Source organism: Acidovorax sp. (assembly GCF_046291265.1).
GTDB lineage: Bacteria > Pseudomonadota > Gammaproteobacteria > Burkholderiales > Burkholderiaceae_C > Acidovorax.
The window spans coordinates 25121-47292 of sequence record NZ_JBKBTV010000038.1; the positions used below are offsets into that span (position 1 = coordinate 25121).

The window sequence follows — 22172 nt, forward strand, 5'->3', positions numbered from 1 at the left end:
ATGACACCGTTCTTCAATCTGATCTCGCGCGGCAAGCTCACGGTGCTGCTGTTCCACAAGGTGCCCATGCAGGCGCATCCGCTGGACCCGGGCGAGTTGAACCTCGCTGGCTTTGAGCGCGTTCTCGACGCGGCCATGCGCGCCTTTCGTATCCTTCCCTTGCAAGACGCCCTTGCCGCTCTTCAGACCAACCGGTTGCCTCCCCGTTCGGCCTGCATCACGTTTGACGATGGTTACCCGGAGTGGCTGGCCCACGTGGTACCCGCTTTGGAGCGGCGCGGCGCGCACGCCACGTTTTTTGTGACCACCGGCCAGTTCAATGGTCTACCCCTGTGGAACGAGCGAATCCTCTACGGCATCGATGGGGCGCCCGACGATCTGGAGCCCCTGGTTTTGCAGGGCTCGGGGCTGCAGCCCATCCCCCTGGGCACCGCAACCGACCGCCGCCGAGCCATCCGCCAGCTAGATGCCTTTCTCAAGTACCAGGATCCCGACACCAAGGAGCAAATGCTCGGGCAACTGGAGGAGCATGTCGGGGCAAAGCGCCACACCGTCCCGGTGATGTCAACGCAAGACCTTCGCGCAATTCACGCCAAGGGCTTTGGCATAGGAGGGCACTCGGTCACGCACCCTATCTTGAGTCGGTGCGATCAGGACTTGGCCTACCGTGAGATTGCTGGCGCGCGCGAAGACCTGGAGGCCTTGGTGCGTGGGCACGTGTCGTCGTTTGCCTATCCCAATGGCATCCCTGGCAAAGACTTTGGCCCCGAACACGTTGCCATGGTTCAACGGGCGGGGTACGCACATGCATTGACCACGCACCGAGGCGTCGTAACGGCCGGTACGTCGCCCTTCCAGCTTCCCCGATTCACGCCGTGGGGCCCGTCGCCAACACGCATGGCCTTTCAGCTTGCAAGAAACCTGCGTCAACGCCCCCAATCATTGGCGGTGGAGGAGCGAGACGGGCGTCGAGCGTTGATGGTCGCTTTCCATTTCCCACCCCAGGCTGGCAGCAGCGGCATCCAGCGCACGCTCAATTTCGTCAAGCATTTGCCCTCCAGCGGCTGGCAGCCCACTGTGTTGAGTGCGCATCCCCGGGCCTACGAGGAGTGCAGCAGCGATCTTTTGCAGCAGATCCCGTCGGCAACGCGGGTGGTTCGTGCCTTTGCGCTGGACGCGGCTCGCCACCTGAGCTTCAGGCGCAAGTACCTTGATGTGCTCGCCTTGCCCGACCGTTGGTCAAGCTGGTGGTTGGGGGGAACGCTGGCCGGACTGCGGGAGATCCGGCGAGAGCGGCCAGAGCTCATCTGGAGCACCTATCCCATCGCAAGCGCCCATCTCATTGGCGCGACCCTGCACCGGCTCACCGGGCTGCCCTGGGTGGCGGACTTCAGGGATCCGATGCTCAGCCCTGACTTTCCGTCGGCCAGATTGCAGCGGCGCCTGTGGGAAGGTATTGAGGCCTATGCATTGCAGAACGCCAGGTTCTGTGTATTCACCACCGAGCGTGCCTGCCAGACGTTTCAGAAACGCTACCCGGCCAACGCTGACAAATGCGTTGTGATTGAAAACGGCTACGACGAAGAGGTGTTCACCTCAGCGCATGCTTCTCGAGACGGTGCGCCTGCCGAACAGTTGCTGCTCTTGCACAGCGGCGTCATCTACCCGCAAGAGCGCAATCCAGCGGCACTGTTTGAAGCTGTGCGAGGTATCTTGGAGCAGGGGCTCATGGAACGGCAGGCTCTCAAGATCCGCTTTCGCGCTGCACGACACGAATCGGAAGTCATGGCCTTGGCGCGTATGCATGGTGTTGAGGACATCGTCGAATGTTTGCCGCCCATTCCGTACGCAGATGCCATTGCCGAAATGCTCGGCAGTGACGTCTTGCTGGTGTTTCAAGGCCGGGCATTCAACCCGCAGATTCCCGCCAAGATCTACGAATACCTGCGCACAGGCCGCGCCATATTCGGTCTGATCGACCCCGAAGGCGACACCGCTCGCAAGCTCGAAACGTTCAACTGCGTCGAACTCGCTCCCATCGATTCGGTGGAACGGATCACGGACAAACTTTTGAAGCTTCACGCCACATTCATCGCTGCGGGTGGTGCTGTGATTTCGCACGACAACATCGCAGAGATCCGGCAGTACTCGCGGGAAGATCAGGCTCGGCTGTTGGCCAAGGTGCTTGACCGGGCCTGCGCCAACGTGCAGGTCGTCAGCCCGGTGGCGCAGGGCACGAGTCGACCATGAGTTCTCCTGTCGCTCTGCGCAAGATCGGCCTGCGTTTCCTCGTGGGGGAGTGGGCTGTCGGCATGTGGTATCCGTGCCTGGCCGTTGTCGAGCACAGTGATCTCGGATCGGTCGCAAGCCTTCAGACGCCAGCGTCTTACGAGCTGTTGCTGAGCGCTGGTGCTGCCGGCGTGTTGTGCCGCAGGATCCAGGCCGACCACTTCAACGTGGGCATCGGCCGCTACGGTCGCTGGTTGCGGTACGTGCGGAGTCGCGACGTGCATCACTTCATTGAAATCCAACCCTCTTGGGAAGCTTATTTCAGCCAGTTCACGGGCAAGTCCCGCCAGAACCTGCGCCGCAGCGTGAAGCGGTTCGCTGAACGGCAGCAAGGCGGTGGCGGTGTCGAACTGCTGACCACACCTGACGACATGCCCAGGTTTCACCGCGAGGCGCTTCGCATTTCCGAAGAAACCTACCAGCACAAGCTGCTCAAGAGCGGCCTGCCCGCCGGCAAGGCCTTTGTGGCCCATCTGGAAAAAATGGCCACGGAGGGCAGGGCCAGAGGCTACTTGCTCCGCGATGGTGGACGACCCATTGCGTACGCGTGGTGCAGCCTGGCTGGCGACGTGTTCAAGTACGAGATCGTCGGGTACTTGCCCGACAGCGCGGACCTCTCGCCGGGCACAGTTTTGCTGTACCACATCATCGAAGATGCTCATGCCATTGCCGGTTGCAGGCTCCTGGATTTCGGACCCGGTGAAGCCCTCTACAAATCCATGTTTGCCAACCGCAAGGTGGAATACGTTGATCTCTACCTTTTTCGAATGACGGTGGTCAACGTGTTGCTGGTGGGGCTGCACCGCGGCCTGACGCTGGCCAACGAAGGGCTTGGGCGCTTCCTGGAAAAGCTGGGCGTGAAGTCGCGCATCAAGCGTTTCATGCGGGCCATGAGTTGATTGATGAAAGCAGTTGTCCCATGAAGACCAAGGTCTACTTCACCGTCGACACCGAAAACAGCATGGGGGGCGCCTGGTCAGATGCGACGCTCAGGCCCGTTCCTTCGGAGCGGCGCATCCATTGCCGCATTGACGGTGTGGACCACGGCATCGGCTGGATCTGCCAGGAACTCGTGAAGCGGAACTTCACAGCCACGTTTTTTTCGGAGGTGTTTGCCTCCCAGGTTTTCGGGGAAGAAGACAGCCGACGCTGGATGGGGTACCTGAAAGACCAGGGACAGGATGTGCAACTGCACACCCATCTCAACTTTCACTACTACGCCCAGCAGTTGGCTCAGGGCACACCGGTTGCCCGTCGCACGGACGATCTTGCGCGCCTGGATGAGACTGCCCGGCGACGCACGCTGGCGGAGGCGTGCGACATCTTCGAGCGTCTTTTGGGCGCGCGTCCCAGGGTCTACCGCGCCGGAAACTGGGCCTGCAGCCGAGAGCTGCTTTCAGATCTGCGCCAAGAAGGCATCGTTCTCGACTCAAGCTGCAACCACGTCGTGAAAGGCAAGGGCTCTTTCGATCACACAGACCTGCAGGTCAACGTCCTGCAAAAAGTGGATGGCATCTTCGAGTTGCCCGTCACCCTGGCCCAGCAGACCCTGCCTGAACCTCACCTACGGGACGGGCTCCGTCCTCTGGATCCAACCTCGATGAGCAGTTGGGAGCTGCGTTCAGCGCTGGAACAGGCGCAGAAGGCGGGGATGGAGCATGTGGTGCTCGTGTTCCATTGCTTCAGCTTTGTGAAAAGCCGCGATGCGCAGTACCGGAGCCTGAAAGCTGACAAGGTTGTCATGAACCGTTTCACGGCGCTGCTCGATCACCTGGTTGCGAACAACGATCGTTTTGAAGTGGCAACCTTGGGCGAGTTGGCCGACGCCTTGGCGTCTGACGGTATGGGTGCCCGCAACCCGACGTGCATCCCACAACTTGGATTTGCCCGCCCCCTGGCGCGCAAGCTGGTTCAGATCGCCAACCGGTTGACCTGACCTTCAAGCCGACTGTTCATACTCTTTTGATCCATTCCACCCCGTCCCGTCGCACGACCAACGAGCGGAAGAAAATCTGAGCATGAACCACGCGTTCCCAATGCAGGCCGGCGCGCAAGATGCCTTTTTGGGACAGCTCATTGGCTGTGCGTGTTTCCATGAACACACTGCGCATTCCCCTGTATCTGAGCGCCAGCACCGTTTCGTTGATGGCACGCGCGTAAAGCCCCTTGTTGCGATGCTGCGGCGCAGTTTCGCAATGGCCAATCAACAGAGCGTCGCTTGGCAAACCGAGCACGGACCGCTGTGGACTCCGATGCAGCACAGCCCCCACCGAAACCACAACCTCGTTTCGGGTCACCCAATAGATTTCATCGTTGGCAGCAAGCTGGACCGCGAGATCTTGGAATCCACCCGTGCTGAGCTGCTGCAACTGGTTGGCGGAAAGTTCAGCGACGCGCACCAGGGGGGCGTAGAGGTAGGCATCTGGCCAGGCACACGGGTGCCGAGCCAGCGAAGGGTCGTCAGAAAAAACCACAGCAGTCCAACGGGAGAACAATGTTTTCTCCGCCAACCATTTGGCCGCGCCCAAGAGGCCGTGGCGGCGACTATGGTCCTTGATTGCACCGACATGCGTGGCGAGCCGGTTCAGCGTGGCGTTCGAGCCCTGCCCGACAAGTTTGTCGCGCGGCGCCGGGTGAGCAGTTGGATTGACCATGAAATCCATTTAGGCCCATGGGCGGCGCATTGACAGTGCGATGGCAAACACAAGCCAGCGTAAGAACTTGTGTCGGCGGCCGATCTCGGCGGCTGTTCGTTTCACAGATACCCATCAACGAGGAGAGCTGAGTGAACAGATTGCGAGCCCTGGCAAGACGGCTGCGGAATATCTGGAGCCGCCATGGCTGGCGCATGTTTGGCCCCTTGGTTCTCCACAACGTTCAGTACTACACCCGACACTGGCTCCGCCATGGATCCCTGGCGACCCCGCGCAGCTCAGTCGACCGCATTCCGGGCGTTGAAACACAAAGGGCGGTCTATCTGAGCGAACTGGGTTTCTCGGGCGACGTGGGCGATAGCGCCGAGCCCTACATGCCCATCGACGAAGCGCAATTTCGATGGGTGATGGAAGCCTTGCCCATTCGGCTTGCCGACTATGCCTTTGTGGACTTGGGTTCCGGCAAGGGCAGGGCACTGCTGCTGGCCGCGCAAATGGGCTTCAAAACGATCATCGGCGTTGAGTTTTCACAAGAGCTGCATCTTGCAGCCACCAAGAACGTATCGGCAGCGCTCGGGAAGTGGCCCAACGCCGAGCGCATCAAGCTCGTGTGTGGCGACGCCGCCCAGTTTTCGCCACCTCCACTACCTGTCGTCTGTTATCTCTACAATCCGTTTGGCGCCAGCATCATGCGCGAGGTGATTGACGCATGGACACATGCGATGTCAGCGCATTCCCTTGACGTCTGGATCGTTTACAGCAACCCTACACAGTTGGAATTGTTCAAAAGTGAGCTCAGTTTTGAGCACGTGTTCACCAAGAAAGGCTCGGCTGTATTTCGGCGAGCAGATCTGGGAGTCTCGCGTTGACTGTGAATTTCAATCGGTTGTTGTTTGGGTGTTGAATTAAGCTGGTGTGTTGGCGCCATGACTCTCCAACTCAGACACCGTTCCATGTTGGAAGTAGTAAAACTGGTCGGTGAAATTGATCGGTCTGGTTCTGCCATATCCAAACGGAAGCAAACCAAAATTCCGCCCTCGGGATATCAGCAGGTTACGCACCCGACCCACAATTCCAAACGGTAGGCGGTCCGCCGCCGTGTCTTGAAAAATGCATTCTGGCAAATACGTAGCCCAGCCGTGTGACGCCATCCAAAATTTCATCTCCGGTGAGATTTCAGCATCTCTTGATCTTATTGCTGTGAATCTTTCAATGAACCTTGGAATGGCTGACGTTTTCATGATCATGAACGACTGTTGCATCGGCTGCGGTGTGCCAGTGCCATCGCCGAACAAAATATCGCCCGTCATGCTGGAGATGGCATGCTCAACAATTCCTTTGCCATGTATCAGAGCATCTTGCTCGATGTAAACCCAGTAATCAACATTGCATGAAAGTGCGTACACCATCCCACAAAGATGAGCCCTGGATACACCTGCATACTTCCCAAGATGGCTGGTCGAATGCCCTGCATTTTCGTCGAGACTGACCAATTCCACCCTGGGATCCTTGTGGGGAGTGGGGATGTGATGTGAAGCAGAATCAACGATCAAGATTTTCACGGGGTTCGTGAAGCTGTCAATGGCGGCATGCCATTGATCAAAGAACTCGAGACTCCGGATGCTGTCGCTGCCGTATTTTGTCCGTTTGTTGTTGATCTCGCTGTCTGGCCCGCACCACCATCCGCTCGTGATCACGTACTTAAAATCCTTGGCGTTGCTGGTCATGGGGTGTCTGCCGATTAGAAGTGAGATTCGAGCCAACAGGAATCGCAGCGTCGCAGGTTGGCATCATCAACCTGAGTTCACTAACTGCGACGGCGTTTATTTGCTGATGCAGTTGACCATTGAATGAGTTCACATACCCTGCCAGCCCGGCAATCTTGACAGATGACCTCAACAATTCAGTTTTTGGGAGGCAGCCACTCTTCAAGGTCCATCTTTCGGGCCACTGCATCCAGATCAAAATTCAGGTCAAGCTCTAAACCTTTGTGGACGGATTTTTTGTAGTTTTTGTGGCCGATCTCACTGCAGTGACCGGCGGTCAGTTCCCGTTCGTTCAGGCGCACCACCCGCTGTTTGTAGCGCTGCTCCCAGTAAGAAATTCCAACGCCGCTGTCATACCAGTACGCAGCGCGTTGTGCCTTCTCGCCGACTGGGCCATTGGGATGAGAGTGAAAGTTTCTCCACCAGCCGCAGCCTTTCTCAAATTGGTCTCTGCTTGCAGCTTCTGTGGTGCAGCCCAGCAGTTCCCAATATCGGTGAGTCTTGCGATTGAAGAAGTGCCTCAATCCACCGGTTGAATGGACAGCGGCCATCTGACCGTCTTCCAGCGCATCAAACTGCGCGGCGAACTTGTGCATCTTGTCCATGGGCATCAAAAGGTCAGCATGCCAAAACGCAAGCTTGGGTGCCCACAGGAAGGCGAACTCCAACGGGAAATGGGGCCACACTGCCTTGAGGTCGAGCTCTTTACCAAAGTCGATGAATATCGCCCCAGGCAAAGTGGTCAGGTGCTCTGGCTGGCAATTGGGGTCATGCCCCACCACTGGCGTCCACCCCGCTTCAAGCACCATGCGCTGCTGCAACAGTGACCAACGGTGAGAGATGTTCCAGCATAGCCAGAGCTTTTGCTCACTACCCACCTGCCGTTTCCAGCTGCTTGCAGCCTCCATGACCGCATCCAACGGGAGGTCAAAGCCCCCCCAGTTGCCGGTGCCGTTTTTTCCGTCTTTTTTCTTGATCACTTCCCAGTTCATGCAGTTTCCGTTCCTATTGGGTTGGTTGAAGACCGCCAGCCACGCGGCGGCCTGTCTCTGGTGAGTGTTGGAAGATCAGACGACCGCTTGGGCCGGTAGTGGTCGTGCACTGGAGGATGGCTTGATGGAAAGTGGCCTTTCAACCATCAAAAACAGGGCGGCTGAAGGCGGCAGCGTTGCCAAAAAACTGATCGGCAGCAGTAGCCAAAAGAGCCCGGAGCCGGCGCCCGAGACGGGCAGCAAGTTGGACAGCAGCAGGAAGCTCGCCTTCAGAGCCAGGCCATGAACCAGGTAGTAGGAGTAACTCATGTTGCCCAGCCAGCGAAGCGGGGTCCATGTGAATGCCTGAGACAGCCAGGCTGTTGGCTGCCTGAAGCAGGTCAGGCACAGTGTGAAAAAGGAAAAGAACAGAGCGGTGACCTTGATCGCGCTCCCCTCGGAGCCCATCAGAGGCAGCAGCATCATCGAAAGGCCAGCCAACAGTACCCCCAAGGCAATGAAACTTGAAGGGGTGGGCAAGGCCTTGGACTTCAAGGCTTCATAGAGAAGGATGCCTGCAATGAACATGACAAGGCGTACATGCCCACCATTGAATGCGCAGTAAATGGCTATTGCTGCTGCCACAGAAAAGAAAAAGCAGACTCGCCAGGCAGCGTCTCGATGCCTCAACCGCAACATCAAAATGGCCAATGGCACCGTCAAGTAGTAAAGCATTTCATAGCTCAACGACCAAGCGACGGTGATGATGGGTTCAATCGGGAAGATGCCTGGAAGCAAGAGCAGGTTCTGCAAAACGTAGACGCTGCCTTCTTCAAGGGTTGCCGGCAGTTTGCTTTCGCTGGGGAACACGAACGAAAGCACGAGATAGAGAAACAGCAGCACCAGGAACGCGGGGTAGATCCGCTGCATTCGTCTCTTCATGAATCCTGCGAAGGGTTGCGGCCGGTCCATCAAGGAGCCATAGATCAAGTAGCCACTCAGCACGAAAAACAGATCGACGCCGCTGTTGCCTATCGTGTGCATGGCGCGGCCGACATGCCAAGTGACCGAGTCGATGGGCGTCCAGGGCTCGACAAGCGACACGTAGTGCACCAGAAACACCAGGGCAACAGCGAACCCTCGCAGCCCTTCCATCGGAGCGTTGTTGTCCAGACTTCCGCCACGGGACAACTCGAAGCGCTGAGCAAACCAGTTCATGGCCCTGCCGCCGCTTTGCTGTAGCGCGTCCATCTGCGGTCGATCGATTGTGCAAAGTTCAAGCGCGCACCAGTCTGACGTATTGGTCGTGGGAGTGCGTCCAGGTGAATTCGCGGTTCACCCGCAACTGCAAGGCTCTGCCCATGGCTTCTCCTTTGGTCGGCTCGTCGAGCAATGAGCGCAGTGCCAATGCCAGCGCATGGGGGCTGTCGGGCGCCACGAGAAGCCCTGTCGTACCGTCTTCGATGATCTCCGGGATGCCTCCCACTTTTGACGCAATCACTGGCAGGGCAAAGCAGCCGGCCTCCAGGAGCACGATTCCAAAGGCCTCTTGTCTGGACGGCAGCACAAAGACACTGGCTTTGTTGAAGTGGTCCGCGATGTTCGAATGTGGCACGTCTGTGAAGAACGATACACGTGCCTCAACGCTCCGTTCCTCGCACAGTCTCTGGAGGTTGGGCTGTTCAATGTCTTTTTTCCCCACAAGCACCAGCCGCAGGTCGGGGTAGTCGTGTGCAATGGATGCAAACGCTTCGATCAGGACGTCCTGTCCTTTTTTTTTCTCAAACTTGCCGACCGAAAGCAACACCATTTCGGATGGCGCCACACTTGGCTGACGTCGCGAGACGAATGATTCAGCGTTGACCCCGTTGTGGATCACGGCGAGGTTCTGCAATGGCCCCATGGCGGCCTTGATGCGCCGGCTCAAATCGTGAGAGCACGCGACCACGCCTCTTACATCGCGCGTCAGTGATGTCCAGCGATTGCGCTCGGTGGCGTTGGCGTCTTCGATGGACTGCAAGTCGGTTCCATGGAAAGACAGTAGAACCGGCACCTTCGTTGCGTTGTGCTTGAGCACATCGACCAAGGAGAACGCATTGGCTCCGGGATAGTGAAGATTGATGGCTGCTACTTTGTGGTCAGCGCAGAACTTTTTGAATGCTGAGCCAAACTGACGCTTCCACAAGGCGTACATGCATCGCTGCTGCAAACCCATGCCCGGTGTGAGCGTTCGAATCCTCCAGCGAACGACGTCCATGGTGCCAAATTTTTCCCACACGGGGTTTGGAGCATCCCAGTCATCGATCAAGAAGATCGGCTTGAACGAAGCTGCACGCACCATTTCAGCCGCCAGGCTGATCACCACCTGGTTGACGCCTCCGACATGGTGCAACCCCCAGGGAATCACAAAAAGGTAGCTGGAAAGCTTGGAGTCTTGCGTCATGGTGGTCACGGCAACGTTCTTGAAATGTACGGACCAAGCCGGTTGGCAACCACCACCGGCAAACGCTTCCAAGCTGCAATCGCCATTCTGTATTTGGGATTTCCCGGGTTGATCTGGGGTATCGCTGTCCCATCGGCCATCCAGTAGTGCCAATAGAGCGGCACCGCGCTCGCCCCCCATTGCTTCTTGAAGCGGTGGGTGTTGGCATCCACGGTCGATCGGCCGAAATCAAATGCGGAGCAACCTGCTTCGCAAGCGTGGCTGAGCATGGTCCAGTACAAGGCCATGTTGGCGTTCAGCCCATTGGCACGGCGCAGCGTGGACGCCCAAGGCACTTCCATGCGGGCGCCGTGCCGCAAGACCAATGCGCCGGCCACGGGCCTTCCTTGTGCGTCTCTGCCCAACACCAGTTCTGGCTGCCCAGGTGCTTCCTTCAACACGATTTCGAAGAAGCGCTTGGCGTAAACAGGTGTCCCAAGGTCGCGCATGTTGGTTGAAAACACACGGTAGAAATCGTCCAGCAATTCGACGCCACCCATGTCAAAGGTGAGGCCCTGACCCAAGCCCTTCTTGATCTGGGCGCGCAGTTTGCTGCCGATCTGCGCCCACAAGGCTTCTTTGGTAGCTGGCAAAGGCAGCCACATGGACACTTTGTCGGTTCGCATGGGCCAAGTGGCGCTGGGTGCTGTTTCGCGCAATTCGAGGTGAGAACAAGCCAGATCCCTGGCCACTGTCACGGCCTGTTCAAGCAGCTTGGTGTGAACTTCGCCGTCCTGCGCGAGAACACCGCCGTAGTTGAGAAACGGCAAGGAGACCAAAAAGTTGCCGAACAGGGCGCTGTTCAGTTGCACCAGGGGCAGCGCGCCCACGACATGTCCGGCCCGCTTGGCCACGAGGTGGTGGCTGGTGTGGCCAAACGATTTGTGTAGAACGGTTTGCCAGCCACTGAGGTGGTAGCTGGTGGCCTGCGGTTGCTGGCTCACAAAGTGGTCCCACGCGGGCGTGTCTTCCTCTGCGAGCCTCGCCACAGTCACGGGCCCAAGTTCTTGTCGGTCACTGGGCACGGGCGGTGGAGAGTTCGTCTTCGTTGGTTGCCGTGTCGCCTGCTCATGGGGCTTGCTGCTGGCAACCATGGCTTGGCTCAAGTCCTGCTCTTGCTGGCTGAGCCGCTTGCGTTGTTCAAGCAGTTCCCGGATGTCTTCCCCGCTCTGTTTGGCGACTCCGATGGCTCGGGAAACCTGCTTGCCCTGGGCACGCAATTGCTCCAGTTGGGCGTCCAGCAACTCCCGTTCCGCACGTGGCGCTTTAGTGGCTGGGCGGTCTGGAAGTTGGGTCTGGTTCATCGGGGCTGGGGGTATCGCGGGCATTCTCGCACGCAGGTTTGGTATTGATGTGCACTGGCAGCCTGCTGTGTGTGTTTGTTCATCTGCCTTTGCATTTCATTCCCCTACAATCCGCGCTGGCTGCCCGATCGGGTGGTTCTCAAGTCAGCGGGCAGGGTGATCCAAAGTCATCAAACCGTTCAGGCAGATTGCATGAGCCAGAAGATCAAGACCCTGCTGTTTTCCACCCTGTTTCCCAGCAGCGCCAGACCGGTGCACGGCATCTTTGTCGAAACCCGGTTGCGTGAGCTGCTGAAGAGCGGTGTGGTGGAGACCCAGGTGGTGGCGCCCGTGCCTTGGTTTCCGCTGAATCACCCAGCGTTCGGGGCCTGGGCTCGCATGGCGGCCACGCCCGCGCATGAGTTCCGCAATGGCCTGCAAGTTCATCACCCTCGTTATCTGTTGCCGCCCAAGGTCGGCCAGAACATTGCGCCCTATGTGTTGGCCGCCGGCGCACTGCCCACCATCCGCAAGCTGATTCGCGATGGGTTCGATTTCGACCTTGTCGACGCCCATTTTTTCTATCCTGACGGTGTCGCCGCCGCCATCATTGCGCGCAAGCTCGGCAAGCCGTTTGTTTGCACGGCTCGCGGCTCGGACATCACCTTGTATCGCCAGTTCTCCAAGCCCAACCGCTTGATTCGACAGGCGCTTTCTGAGTCGTCGGCCAACATCGGCGTGTGTACCGACCTGGTGGACCAGATGATCGAACTGGGGTCGGAGCCAGCCAAAAGCCATACGCTTCGCAATGGGGTGGACTTGATTCGTTTTTCGGTCATGGACCGCCAAGAGGCCCGCCAGCAGTTGGGTTTGCCGGCGAAGGGCTTGGTGCTGGTTTCGGTGGGGCACTTGGTTGAGGTCAAGGGCCACCACCTCGTGATCGAGCTGCTGACCAGGCTGCCTTCTGCTCGACTGGTGATCGTGGGTTCTGGCCCCTGGCTGGAGCGGCTGCAATCGCTTGCCCAGTCCCTGGGTGTGCAAGACCGGGTGACGTTCGCGGGACTGCAACCCAACGACCGTCTCAAGACTTACTACAGCGCGGCGGATGCGCTGGTGTTGGCCTCGAGCCGCGAAGGCTGGGCCAATGTGCTGCTCGAAGCCATGGCCTGCGGTACACCCGTGGTCGCCACCCGTGTCAACGGAACGCCCGAGGTGGTGGCCAGCCTCCACGCAGGGCGACTGGCGGATGTGCGTGACGTGGAGCACCTTTACAAGGCACTGACCAGCTTGCTCGCCAGCTATCCCGAACAAGCGCAAGTGCGGGCCTACGCCGAACTCTTTTCATGGGAAGACACAACCCGCCTGCAGTGTGAGTTGTTCGCTTCTGTCATTGCTGCAAAGTCCTGAGGTCCACCGTATGGATATTTCCGCTGTCGTGCTGTCGTTCAACTCCAGGCGCTACATCGAAAAGTGCGTTCGCAGCCTGGTGCAGTGCCAGGACGTCAGTGGTCTTTCCATCGAAATTCTGGTGATCGAGAACGGGTCGGTGGACGGCAGCGTCGAGATTCTCAAGAAGCTTGAGCAAGAGGTCGGTAGCGGTCTTCAGGTGACCTATTTGCCCCAGAACACGGGAACCACCTTTTCGCGCAACATCGCCCTGCGCAAGGCGAGAGGAGCCTCCATCCTGGTGCTGGATTCAGATGCCTACATGAACCCTGAGGCGCTGGTGGCCTTGCTGGCTTACCAGAAGGCGCAGCCACGGGCCGGGCTCGTGGCTCCCCGGCTCATTTATCCATCGGGCAAGTTCCAGCTCAGTGTTGACGTGTTCCCCACCATTGGCCGCAAGTTTCAGCGCTTCGTGGCGCTGAAGCAGATGGAGCAGCGCGAGCCACCGGCAAGCGCCGGGCCGGTTGACTACGCCATCTCCGCTTGCTGGCTGCTCAGCCGCGAGGCTGTTGAGCGCACCGGGCTGCTCGACGAACGCATCTTCTACTCCCCGGAAGACGTGGACTATTGCATCAGGCTTTGGGCTGCGGGCCAAGAGGTGCATTACCTGCCTGAGGTTTCTGTGGTGCACGATGCGCAAGAGATCTCGCGCCCCAAGGGCCTGGGTATCAACAGCTTCACACTGCGCCACGCCAAGGGCCTGGCTTACCTGTTTTTCAAGCACCGCTACGGTCTTTCGTTGAGCGGCCTGCACAGACGCCTCAAGCGGGTGCGCTGATGCCTTTTCGGCCCCGACTCAGCCATGAAAATACTTCACGTTTTTGACCACTCCGTTCCCATTCAGGACGGCTACGCCACCCGGAGCTGGGCCATCTTGCAGGAGCAACAGGCGCGGGGCTGGCAGGTGTTCCCCGTCACCGGGCCGCGACAAGGTTCGTCGGCAGACCATGCAGAAGTGGTGTCCGGGCTGACGTTTCAGCGGACTTGGGAACGGTCAGCGTTGGCAGCCCGCCTGCCTGTGCTGCGGCAGTTCTGGACGATCTGGCTGATGTACCGCCGCCTCCTCACGCTGATACCCGAGTTGAGGCCCGACGTGGTTCACGCCCACTCACCGGCGCTCAATGGTGTGGCCGCGTATTGGGCCGCCCGGCGCTTTGGCGTACCGCTCGTGTATGAAGTGCGCGCTTTCTGGGAAGACGCGGCCGTGGACCAGGGCACCAGCAGCGAACACGGTCTGCGCTACCGCCTCACCCGGGCGCTGGAAAACCATGTGTTTCAGCGGGCTCACCGGGTGGTTGCCATCTGCGAAGGTCTTCGATCGGATATCGAGGCCAGGAAGCTCTGCCGCCTGCCGGTGGCGGTGGTGCCCAATGCCGTTGAGCATGAGCGGTTTGCACAGCCCACAGCCCGCGATTGCGCGCTGGCCGAGCAACACGGTCTGCAAGTCGGGCACACGCTGGGCTTCATCGGATCGTTCTACGACTACGAAGGGCTCGACCTGGCGATTCGCGCCATGCCGGGCTTGTTGGCGCAAGACCCCGCCATGAAACTGCTGCTGGTGGGCGGGGGACAGCAAGAACAAACGCTGCGTGCATTGGCTGCAACACTTGGGTTGCAGGAGAGGGTGGTGTTCACTGGCAAGGTGCCGTTTTCGGAGGTCGAGCGCTACTACTCCGTGATCGACTTGTTGGTGTACCCCCGCAAGTCGTTGCGGCTCACCGAAACCGTGACACCCCTCAAGCCGTTGGAGGCCATGGCGCAGCGCAGGGTGTTCGTGGCGTCCAACGTGGGGGGGCACCGTGAGCTGGTGCAGGACGGTGAGACCGGCGTGCTCTTCAAGGCCGACGACGTGGATGCGCTGGTGAAGTGTGTCCGAACGCTGCTGGCCGACCTCGATTTGCAGGCGCGGCTGCGGGTGAATGGCGAGCGCTTTGTGAGGGAAGAGCGCAACTGGCGAAACAGCGTTGCGGTGTACGACGCTGTTTACGCTGGTGCAGTGAAGTCCGCTGCACCAGCGCTCTGAGCGCAGATCGCTTTCAGCGCGGCACGATCGCCCAGTTGGGTTCCTTGGCCAACTCCGCGTCCATCAGCGGCGTCATGGTCTTCCACTTGGCGTAGGCAGCGGCAGCCCCTGATGCCTGAGCACCTGCTGCAGCGCCCAGCATGCCCCTCGCATAGGCAGCGTAGCCACCTGCCATGTGAGGATAGCCTCCAATATCAGTGATGCTGCTGCAGGGTTTTCCTACATCGGAGGCGTAATTCCTTGCGTACAGCTGGCTCCAGGTGGTGTAGTAGGTGCCTTGTGCATCGGCATTGAACCAGTAGTAGCCCGGAGCGCGCGCTGCGCAGAAGCCGTTCGCATCGTTCATGAAGCGGCCCACGTTGAATTGGCTGAACCAGTCGTGAGCTTCTTTGGCGTTGGGCTCGGTGTTCTCGGCCAGCAAAGCCATCACGGTGCCTACAAAGTCGTTTTGCCAAGGTGGCGTTTCACCGACCGCGTGCTGGATAGCGCCCATTGGCGATCCGAGCCGGTTCGTCACATAGTTCTGCTTGTACCAAGCAAGGTTGTTGTCCAGAACTGTTCTGAAGTAAGCCTTCATGTTGTGGTTGTCCGGAAGCATGCGATAGGCCTCTCCGATGGAGCGCAGTGCCCATGCCGAGCCTCGAACCTGTTGGCGGTTGATCAGGCTCTTGTCGAACTCACGGTAGCTCGCCGGCATTGAAAACACGTTCCATGTAGCCCAAAACATGGCCTCGTCGAGGTAGAAATTGTCGCCCGTCAGAAGGTACGGAACATAGACATAAGAGGCCTGGTGAGCGGTGTCCGGGCCCCAGATGCTCGGATCAGCGCTTTCTGGCAAGTTGATGCTGTTCATGTGTGTTGAGACGTTCGGGCTGGTGATCGTGTTGATCGGACTGTCCGTGTTTTCGTCTCGGAAGTGGATCGGTATGGCCGCGGAGGCGTCGGCCACAGCCATCATGCTGGCGCGTGCACGTTCGTCTTGCGAGATCAAGTACTGGGCTGTCCACTTGGGCAGAGGCCCAATCTCGGGTCGGCCGCCAGTCGATCCAAAGCTGGGGTTCAAGAGTGCGTTGCCCATCGGTCCGTAGGCCGCCTGCTCCGCACGTGCCTGGGCCAGACTGGATGCCTCTGCGGCCAAGGTGGCCTCAGGTACGCGAAGGCTCAGGTCGTAGTTCCAGACAGCCCGGCTGTCCAGGAAGTACCGCATGTTGTGGCGAAGTTGCACCTTGGGCTCTACACCGGTCCACACCACCTTTTGCCAGCGCGCGTGGTGGTAGTGGGTGAAGATGGGTTGTTGGTGGACGGTGGAGCCGTTCACCTTGAATGCCATCTCGTAGGTGATGTTTCTGGGGTTTGCCTTGTAGGTCCAGTTGTTCTCGATGACCACGTTTGTCCGCGTGGTTTGACCCGCCTCAAACATGCGTGTGTCCAGCCGAGCGGTGAGGAAGTTGTGCGTTTCGCCTGTGGATGCGTTCTTGAAGGGAATTGCCAGTTTGAATTCACTGGCCACCGGGCCATGAAAGCGACGAACTGCGCTGGATTGGCTGGCGTTGGCCAGAGTGATCTGTTGTTTCAACAGATCCTGGCCATTGACGGTCCAGGTTTGTGGGGCTTGATAGTTTGACTGGTTGAGCTGCGTGATCTTGGCCTGACCACCGTAGCTGAAGCTGACTTGGAAGGCGCCCTGGGACGGATTCTTGGTCCTGAGCCACAGCTTCTCGTAGCCGCCGCCAATTTTTTCACCCAAGTAAGTCTGGCTTTGGCTGTTGACCAATTGCTGGAAGGCTTCTGCGATCTTGGTCAGAGTGTCGAAGGCTCCGCCCGCCGTGGTCGAGTTGATCGTCAGCTGAAAACTCTCCGTGGTGGGACCCGCAATCGTCATGGTGATTTTCTCGCCCACGAGGAATGGGGTGCCTGGCGTGTGACCGTTGCGGTCACCAAAGTTCACCACAGTGACTTGCTGGTTGAAAATCTTGGCCTCAAGGGACAGGTTCCACGACGGATTGCTGGGCAGGAGCTGGGGTGTGGCGCTGGCGCTGCCCGTGAACAGGTTGATGATCCGCTTCTCTCCAGGCTGAACGCCGGTCAGCTTCGCGTTGATGACGGCAAAGCGAGCGGAGCCGTCGCGGTGCGAGGAAATCTCGTCCGCTTGCATGGGCACCACGGCGTTCATGTTGTCGCGCGCCACGAGCCCCTGTGTGTTGTGTTTCCAATCGCCGGCCTTGAACGGTTGGCCAAAGGTCACGGGCACCGACGCCTGGGCTTGCGCAGCGGTAGACACGACTTCAACGCAAGTGATCGCGCCCGTGGCGCAAGTGAAGGGCGACGATCCATTCGGAGCGGGAGCGGGAGCGGGAGCAGGAGCAGGAGCAGGAGCAGGAGCAGGAGCAGGAGCAGGAGCAGGAGCAGGAGGCGCCACAACATTGTTGGGTGGAGTCGCGCCAACGTTGATGAAGCCGGGGCTGGTGCCCGGGTCGACCATGTTGGGGCTGCTCACGTCCCTGCTGGCCGTGGACTCGCTGTTGCCGCCACCACCTCCACCGCAAGCGGCCAGAACTGCCAGCACCATGGCGCCAGGCACATGTTTGAGTGAGGCCTTGCGGTTCTCGTTGAAAATGGTCTTCGTGTTCATGGGTACTTCGGTATTCAGTTTGTCGGCCTGCGGGCTGTTGCTTGTGCAGGCTGGGCAAGGGGACATGGGCAACTTGGACGGGGTCTGGTGTCGCGCGTGATTTTTTTCACGCCACCTGTTGCACCTGTCTCGACGACAACGGGTTGGACTTTAGGCTGGTGGTTCGTGAATTTCGTCACTTGCCGGACGGGACGGCAATGGCGGACGATGTGTGGAAATGGCCAATAACAAGCGGTGCTTTTGCGCAGACAGGTGGTCCATCGCTGACATGTGGACACATTTGCGCCGTGAGGTCATTGGGTGAAGCTCACCGTGCCCGGCGGCTGTGTGTAAGAGGGGGGGTGCGAGGGCTGTTGCTGGGACAGGCTGCACGGATCAACCGCTAACCTGTCGCCGGCGAGATTTTGCCGAGCAGTTGAAACCAATTCGTCAGGTGCTGTAACGAATTGAAAGGCGGCTCACAATGAAATCCAAATTCGGCGCTGGATTACTACCCCTGCGGAATTGCAATGCCGCAAATTAAACGTTATTGGCTCATTGCTCCGGGCAAACTTCCGGGAGCCCGCAGCTGGCGGTGAAAGTCGTCCTGAAGGCTTTTGAAGCTGGGTATTCGTTCAGGTGTGTGCTGCCAGCCAAGAAGTAGCCCATCGGTATTCATGAGGGTGGCGCCCGGACGCAACTTTTCATTGAATTCGGCGGTGATCTGGGAGCCGTCCCGCGCTCTTGCAACACCTTCATACAAGTTTCCATACAGACGGGCCCGCGCCAGACTGCCCCGCGTGGCCACACCGCTGGTGTTGATGAGTGTGTTGTGGGCCAACACGATCTGGTTGCTCTGGTTCACGTCCAGCCCCGTGTCGTTGCAGTGGGCCACGATGTTGTTGGCGGCCAGGCCCAGGCGATGTTCGAACCCCGCGCATGAACCGTCTCTGCAAAACGCCGCACCTGTGGAGCCTCCGCCAAATGAAATACCAACGCGCACTCCCGGTGCCGAGATGTTCTTGCTGGAGCAGACCACGAGGTTGCGCTCTATCCGCCCGCCCTCACTGGCACCTTTCATATAGATCCCATAGGTGGTCCACTTGGGGCTGCTGTGCACGATGTCTGTGACCACGTTGTCTTGCACCCGCCAGTGGTTGGCGCCAACGAGGTCAAACGCAACCACCGGCGCATCCCCGCTGCGTGGTGCCGTGTTGGTCAGGGTGTTGTGTGCCAGCAGCCCGCGATCGGGCCATATGCCCTCTGAGCCGTTGACCTTGATGTGGGCGTTGAAGTCCGAGATGCGGTTGTTGCGGATGGTGGTGAAGGCGCCCCCGCCCACAACATGAAAGGCGTGTTCGCAATCGCCTGGATCTGAACAAACGCCCTGTATGTCGAGGTTCTCGAAAACCCAATGCGGTCGGTCGACCACGATGCCGTTGAGTTGTGCAAACTGCAGCCAAACGGTGCCAGGGCGCTCGGTGCTGAGAACAATCGGCGCGTTTGAACGACCATCGTTGCCCAAGCCGAGGTTTCTGTCGAATGGGTACAGGCCCGGTGCAATCAAGATCCGCGTTCCGGCCTTGGCGTCGCGCAACGCTTGCCGTATGGCCTGTGGACTGTCGACGCGCAGTTCTTGAACGATGCCCGCTATGGGCGCTTGCAACGTTGTGGCTTGCTGACCCTTGCCCAACGAAGGCAATGGGCCGGCGGGCGGTTCGCGTTCAAAGTGGCGTTGTGCTGCGTGCAGCGGTGGCAGCAAAACGGCCTCCAGTTTGTTGTGACCCTCCAGCCGCCGTTTCAGGTAACGGATGAGTTCTTGGGGGCTGCGGTTGCGGGCTTCGGTCACCAGGTTTTGGCCGGTGGGTGTGACCACCAGCAGGGCAGCGCCGATCGCGAAAAGCAGCAGAGCAAGCAGCGCCAGCCGGGTCATCCATCGCGTCAGGCGTTGCATGGATTGGAGTGCTTTGGTTGAGGCGTGTACGGACATGTCACGTCGCTATGATGCATGCTCTGCTCAACAGGCCCAAGCGCCGCATCAATTCAGCACAACATGAAAATCACAGTGGTGGGAACCGGGTACGTGGGCTTGGTCAGCGGGGCTTGTTTGTCGGAGGTGGGCAACGACGTGTTGTGCCTCGACGTGAACCCGGACAAGATCCGCATTCTGGAAGAGGGCGGCATCCCGATTTTTGAGCCGGGCCTGCAGGAGATGGTGCAACGCAACGTCGCGGCGGGGCGTCTGCGCTTCACCACCGACGTGTCTCGCGCCGTGCACCACGGCACCATCCAGTTCATTGCCGTGGGCACGCCGCCCGACGAAGACGGCTCGGCCGACATGCAGTATGTGCTGGCCGCTGCCCGCAACATCGGCCGCCTCATGACCGACTACAAGGTGGTGGTGGACAAGAGCACGGTGCCGGTGGGCACGGCCGACCGGGTGAACGAGGCCATTGCCGATGAGCTGCGCCAGCGCGGTGTGCAAACGCCGTATGCGGTGGTGTCCAACCCCGAGTTCTTGAAAGAAGGCGCTGCGGTTGAAGACTTCATGCGGCCCGACCGCATCATCGTGGGCGCGAACGACGAGCAGGCCGTTCATCTCATGCGCGCCATCTACGCGCCGTTCCAGCGCAACCGCGAGCGCCTCATCGTCACCGACGTGCGCAGCGCCGAGCTCACCAAATACGCCGCCAACGCCATGCTGGCCACGCGCATCAGCTTCATGAACGAGCTGGCCAACCTGGCCGAGGCGCTGGGCGCCGACATTGAAATGGTGCGCCAAGGCATGGGCTCTGACCCGCGCATCGGCTACCACTTTTTGTACCCCGGCGCGGGCTACGGTGGCTCGTGTTTCCCCAAGGACGTGAAGGCGCTCATCAAGACCGCGTCGGATCAGGGCGGGCTGGATTTGAAGGTGTTGACCGCAGTGGAAGCCGCCAACGACGCGCAGAAACACGTGCTGGGCCGCAAGGTCAAGCAGCGCCTGGGCGATGACCTCAAAGGCCGCCACTTCGCCGTGTGGGGCCTGGCCTTCAAGCCCAACACCGACGACATGCGCGAGGCCCCCAGCCTGGAGCTGCTGGCCGACCTGCTGGCCGCCGGCGCCACCGCCACCGTGCACGACCCGGTGGCCATGCACGAGGCCCAGCGCGTGCTGGGCGACGAGCCGCGCATCACCTACGCCAAGAACCCCAACGATGCGTTGGCGGACGCCGACGCGCTGGTCATCGTGACCGAGTGGAAAGAGTTCCGCAGTCCGGACTTTGACCTGATCAAACAGCGCCTGAAGCAACCACTGATCGTGGACGGCCGCAACCTGTACGACCCGGCACTGGTGCGTGGCATGGGGTTCGACTACCTGGCCATCGGGCGCTGATTGCACGGGCGGAGCAGGGCCACTGCGCTTCATGGCCGCTGACCTGTTCCAGTCCGAAGTCTGGTTTGCCCACCTGCTGGCGCACGGCTTCGAGCGCCGGCCCCACCCTGTCAGCTTGTCGCTGGCGCCGGGCGTCTGCCTGCCGCTCATGCAGCAGGCGCGCGGCGAGCCGCTCAGCTCGCTGAGCAACTACTACAGCTGCCTCTACGGCCCGCAGGGCGATGCGAGCAGCGTAGCGGCCTCCCAATGGCTCGCCGCAGTGCAGGCCATGAAACAGCTGCCCGGCAGCGCGGTGGTGCGTTTGCAGCCGTTGGACGCGGCCGCCGACTGGCTGCCGCGCCTGGAGACTGGCCTGCACGCTGCCGGCTACTCGACCGATCGTTTTTTCTCGTTCGGCAACTGGTACCAGCCCGTGCCGCCGGGCGGGTTTGGGGCCTACTGGGCAGCGCGGCCATCAGCGCTGCGCAACAGCGTTGAAAGAGGTCGCCGGCGGCTCGACAAGTCGGGTACCTGGCGCATCGACATCCACAGCCAGGCTTCGGACGCCTTGGAGGGCGCGATCGCGGCGTACGAGGCTGTTTACGCCAAAAGCTGGAAGACACCTGAGCCCTGCCCGGCGTTCATGCCCGGCCTCATTCGCCTTGCAGCCAACGAGGGGTGGCTGCGCCTGGGTGTGCTTTGGCTCAACGGCGAGCCGCTCGCAGCGCAGCTGTGGCTGGTGTGCCAAGGCAAAGCCAACATCTACAAGCTGGCCTATGTGCAGGGGTTCGAGAAGCTCTCCGCCGGCTCGGTGCTCACCACCGCACTGATGCAGCACACCATGGACGTGGACGGCGTGAGCGAGGTGGACTACCTGAGCGGAGACGATGCCTACAAGGCCGACTGGATGGCGCTGCGGCGTGAGCGGATCGGGCTTGTGGCGTTTGACAAGTTCAGGCCATCGGGTTGGCTGGCCCTCGCCAGGCATGCGGCAGGCAGGCTCAAGAAACGTTTACGCGGCATCCGAGGCCGGTGAGCTCCGTTCAAAGCAGAACCCCGAGTAGGCCGTGACACCGTGGTCGCCGTGACCCGGTATCTGCAGGCCTTTGCCAACGTTCTCCCATTCATCGAGCTTTCGGTATCCCAGCCCCAGCACCGAGGCGACAAATTCCGACCTGGCTTGAACGCGATAAGGGCAGAAGGCCGTGCCAATGCTGTTGAGCGTAAAAAACGAGTGGGTTTCGTGAATGGGCGTGGTGTTGACCACAATGCGGGCCGGCATCTTGTCCAGA

The 22172-nt window shown here is 59.8% G+C and carries 17 protein-coding genes and 1 pseudogene; 9 read left to right on the forward strand and 9 right to left on the reverse strand.

What is annotated here, in order from left to right; all coding sequences use genetic code 11:
- Genes ACK41V_RS14915 through ACK41V_RS14925 form a run of 3 tightly spaced genes read left to right on the forward strand, consistent with a single transcriptional unit; the run spans position 1 to position 4225 of the window.
- Entirely contained in the window at positions 1–2250 is a 2250-nt protein-coding gene (locus tag ACK41V_RS14915; RefSeq protein ID WP_409783385.1) for a polysaccharide deacetylase family protein, read from the forward strand.
- Positions 2247–3188 carry a GNAT family N-acetyltransferase gene (locus ACK41V_RS14920; RefSeq protein ID WP_409783386.1) on the forward strand — a complete coding sequence of 314 codons (942 nt, stop codon included), beginning with the start codon at positions 2247–2249 and terminating at the stop codon, positions 3186–3188. The genes ACK41V_RS14915 and ACK41V_RS14920 overlap by 4 nt, the downstream gene beginning before the upstream one ends.
- A gap of 20 nt (positions 3189–3208) precedes the next feature.
- Positions 3209–4225 (forward strand): hypothetical protein, encoded by a 1017-nt coding sequence (locus ACK41V_RS14925; RefSeq protein WP_409783387.1) that lies wholly within the window; start codon positions 3209–3211, stop codon positions 4223–4225.
- A 16-nt stretch (positions 4226–4241) separates the two neighbouring features.
- Here ACK41V_RS14925 and ACK41V_RS14930 read toward each other — a convergent pair whose 3' ends face one another.
- Positions 4242–4952, reverse strand: a complete 711-nt coding sequence (locus ACK41V_RS14930) for a hypothetical protein (protein ID WP_409783388.1) — start codon at positions 4950–4952, stop codon at positions 4242–4244.
- 122 nt (positions 4953–5074) lie between these two features.
- Between ACK41V_RS14930 and ACK41V_RS14935 the strand changes: the two genes are divergently transcribed.
- Complete coding sequence (locus ACK41V_RS14935) at positions 5075–5812, forward strand: class I SAM-dependent methyltransferase (protein WP_409783389.1); 738 nt, start codon at positions 5075–5077, stop codon at positions 5810–5812.
- 36 nt (positions 5813–5848) lie between these two features.
- Here the strand turns inward: ACK41V_RS14935 and ACK41V_RS14940 are convergent, their stop codons facing one another.
- From ACK41V_RS14940 to ACK41V_RS14960, 5 genes are all read right to left on the reverse strand, one after another.
- The gene (locus ACK41V_RS14940; protein WP_409783390.1) at positions 5849–6670 is read right to left on the reverse strand and encodes a hypothetical protein; all 822 of its coding nucleotides are present in this window, start codon (positions 6668–6670) and stop codon (positions 5849–5851) included.
- A gap of 176 nt (positions 6671–6846) precedes the next feature.
- On the reverse strand, positions 6847–7701 hold the full coding sequence (locus ACK41V_RS14945) for a hypothetical protein (RefSeq protein WP_409783391.1): 855 nt from the start codon (positions 7699–7701) through the stop codon (positions 6847–6849).
- A 75-nt stretch (positions 7702–7776) separates the two neighbouring features.
- Positions 7777–8898: an acyltransferase family protein gene (locus ACK41V_RS14950; protein WP_409783392.1), complete on the reverse strand. Its 1122-nt coding sequence runs from the start codon at positions 8896–8898 to the stop codon at positions 7777–7779.
- 58 nt (positions 8899–8956) lie between these two features.
- The gene (locus ACK41V_RS14955) at positions 8957–10123 is read right to left on the reverse strand and encodes a glycosyltransferase family 4 protein (RefSeq protein WP_409783393.1); all 1167 of its coding nucleotides are present in this window, start codon (positions 10121–10123) and stop codon (positions 8957–8959) included.
- 5 nt (positions 10124–10128) lie between these two features.
- Positions 10129–11466 carry a FemAB family XrtA/PEP-CTERM system-associated protein gene (locus ACK41V_RS14960; protein WP_409783394.1) on the reverse strand — a complete coding sequence of 446 codons (1338 nt, stop codon included), beginning with the start codon at positions 11464–11466 and terminating at the stop codon, positions 10129–10131.
- A gap of 192 nt (positions 11467–11658) precedes the next feature.
- Between ACK41V_RS14960 and ACK41V_RS14965 the strand changes: the two genes are divergently transcribed.
- The 3 genes from ACK41V_RS14965 to ACK41V_RS14975 are packed head-to-tail and all read left to right on the forward strand — an operon-like array spanning position 11659 to position 14914.
- Positions 11659–12852: a glycosyltransferase family 4 protein gene (locus tag ACK41V_RS14965; protein ID WP_409783395.1), complete on the forward strand. Its 1194-nt coding sequence runs from the start codon at positions 11659–11661 to the stop codon at positions 12850–12852.
- A 10-nt stretch (positions 12853–12862) separates the two neighbouring features.
- Positions 12863–13669, forward strand: coding sequence for a glycosyltransferase family 2 protein (locus tag ACK41V_RS14970; protein WP_409783396.1), 807 nt, complete (start codon positions 12863–12865; stop codon positions 13667–13669).
- Positions 13670–13693: 24 nt separating this feature from the next.
- Positions 13694–14914, forward strand: a complete 1221-nt coding sequence (locus ACK41V_RS14975; RefSeq protein WP_409783397.1) for a TIGR04063 family PEP-CTERM/XrtA system glycosyltransferase — start codon at positions 13694–13696, stop codon at positions 14912–14914.
- A 13-nt stretch (positions 14915–14927) separates the two neighbouring features.
- Here the strand turns inward: ACK41V_RS14975 and ACK41V_RS14980 are convergent, their stop codons facing one another.
- Both ACK41V_RS14980 and ACK41V_RS14985 read right to left on the reverse strand, forming a co-directional pair.
- Entirely contained in the window at positions 14928–17159 is a 2232-nt protein-coding gene (locus ACK41V_RS14980) for a hypothetical protein (protein WP_409783398.1), read from the reverse strand.
- A gap of 913 nt (positions 17160–18072) precedes the next feature.
- Entirely contained in the window at positions 18073–19479 is a 1407-nt protein-coding gene (locus tag ACK41V_RS14985) for a hypothetical protein (RefSeq protein WP_409783399.1), read from the reverse strand.
- Between the two features lie 99 nt (positions 19480–19578).
- Between ACK41V_RS14985 and ACK41V_RS14990 the strand changes: the two genes are divergently transcribed.
- Entirely contained in the window at positions 19579–20901 is a 1323-nt protein-coding gene (locus ACK41V_RS14990) for a UDP-glucose dehydrogenase family protein (protein WP_409783400.1), read from the forward strand.
- 31 nt (positions 20902–20932) lie between these two features.
- A complete protein-coding gene (locus tag ACK41V_RS14995; RefSeq protein WP_409783401.1) occupies positions 20933–21916 on the forward strand; it encodes a GNAT family N-acetyltransferase in 984 nt (327 codons plus the stop codon).
- Here the strand turns inward: ACK41V_RS14995 and ACK41V_RS15000 are convergent.
- Positions 21893–22172: pseudogene (locus ACK41V_RS15000) on the reverse strand (hypothetical protein); the annotation flags it as partial. The gene ACK41V_RS14995 and the pseudogene ACK41V_RS15000 overlap by 24 nt on opposite strands.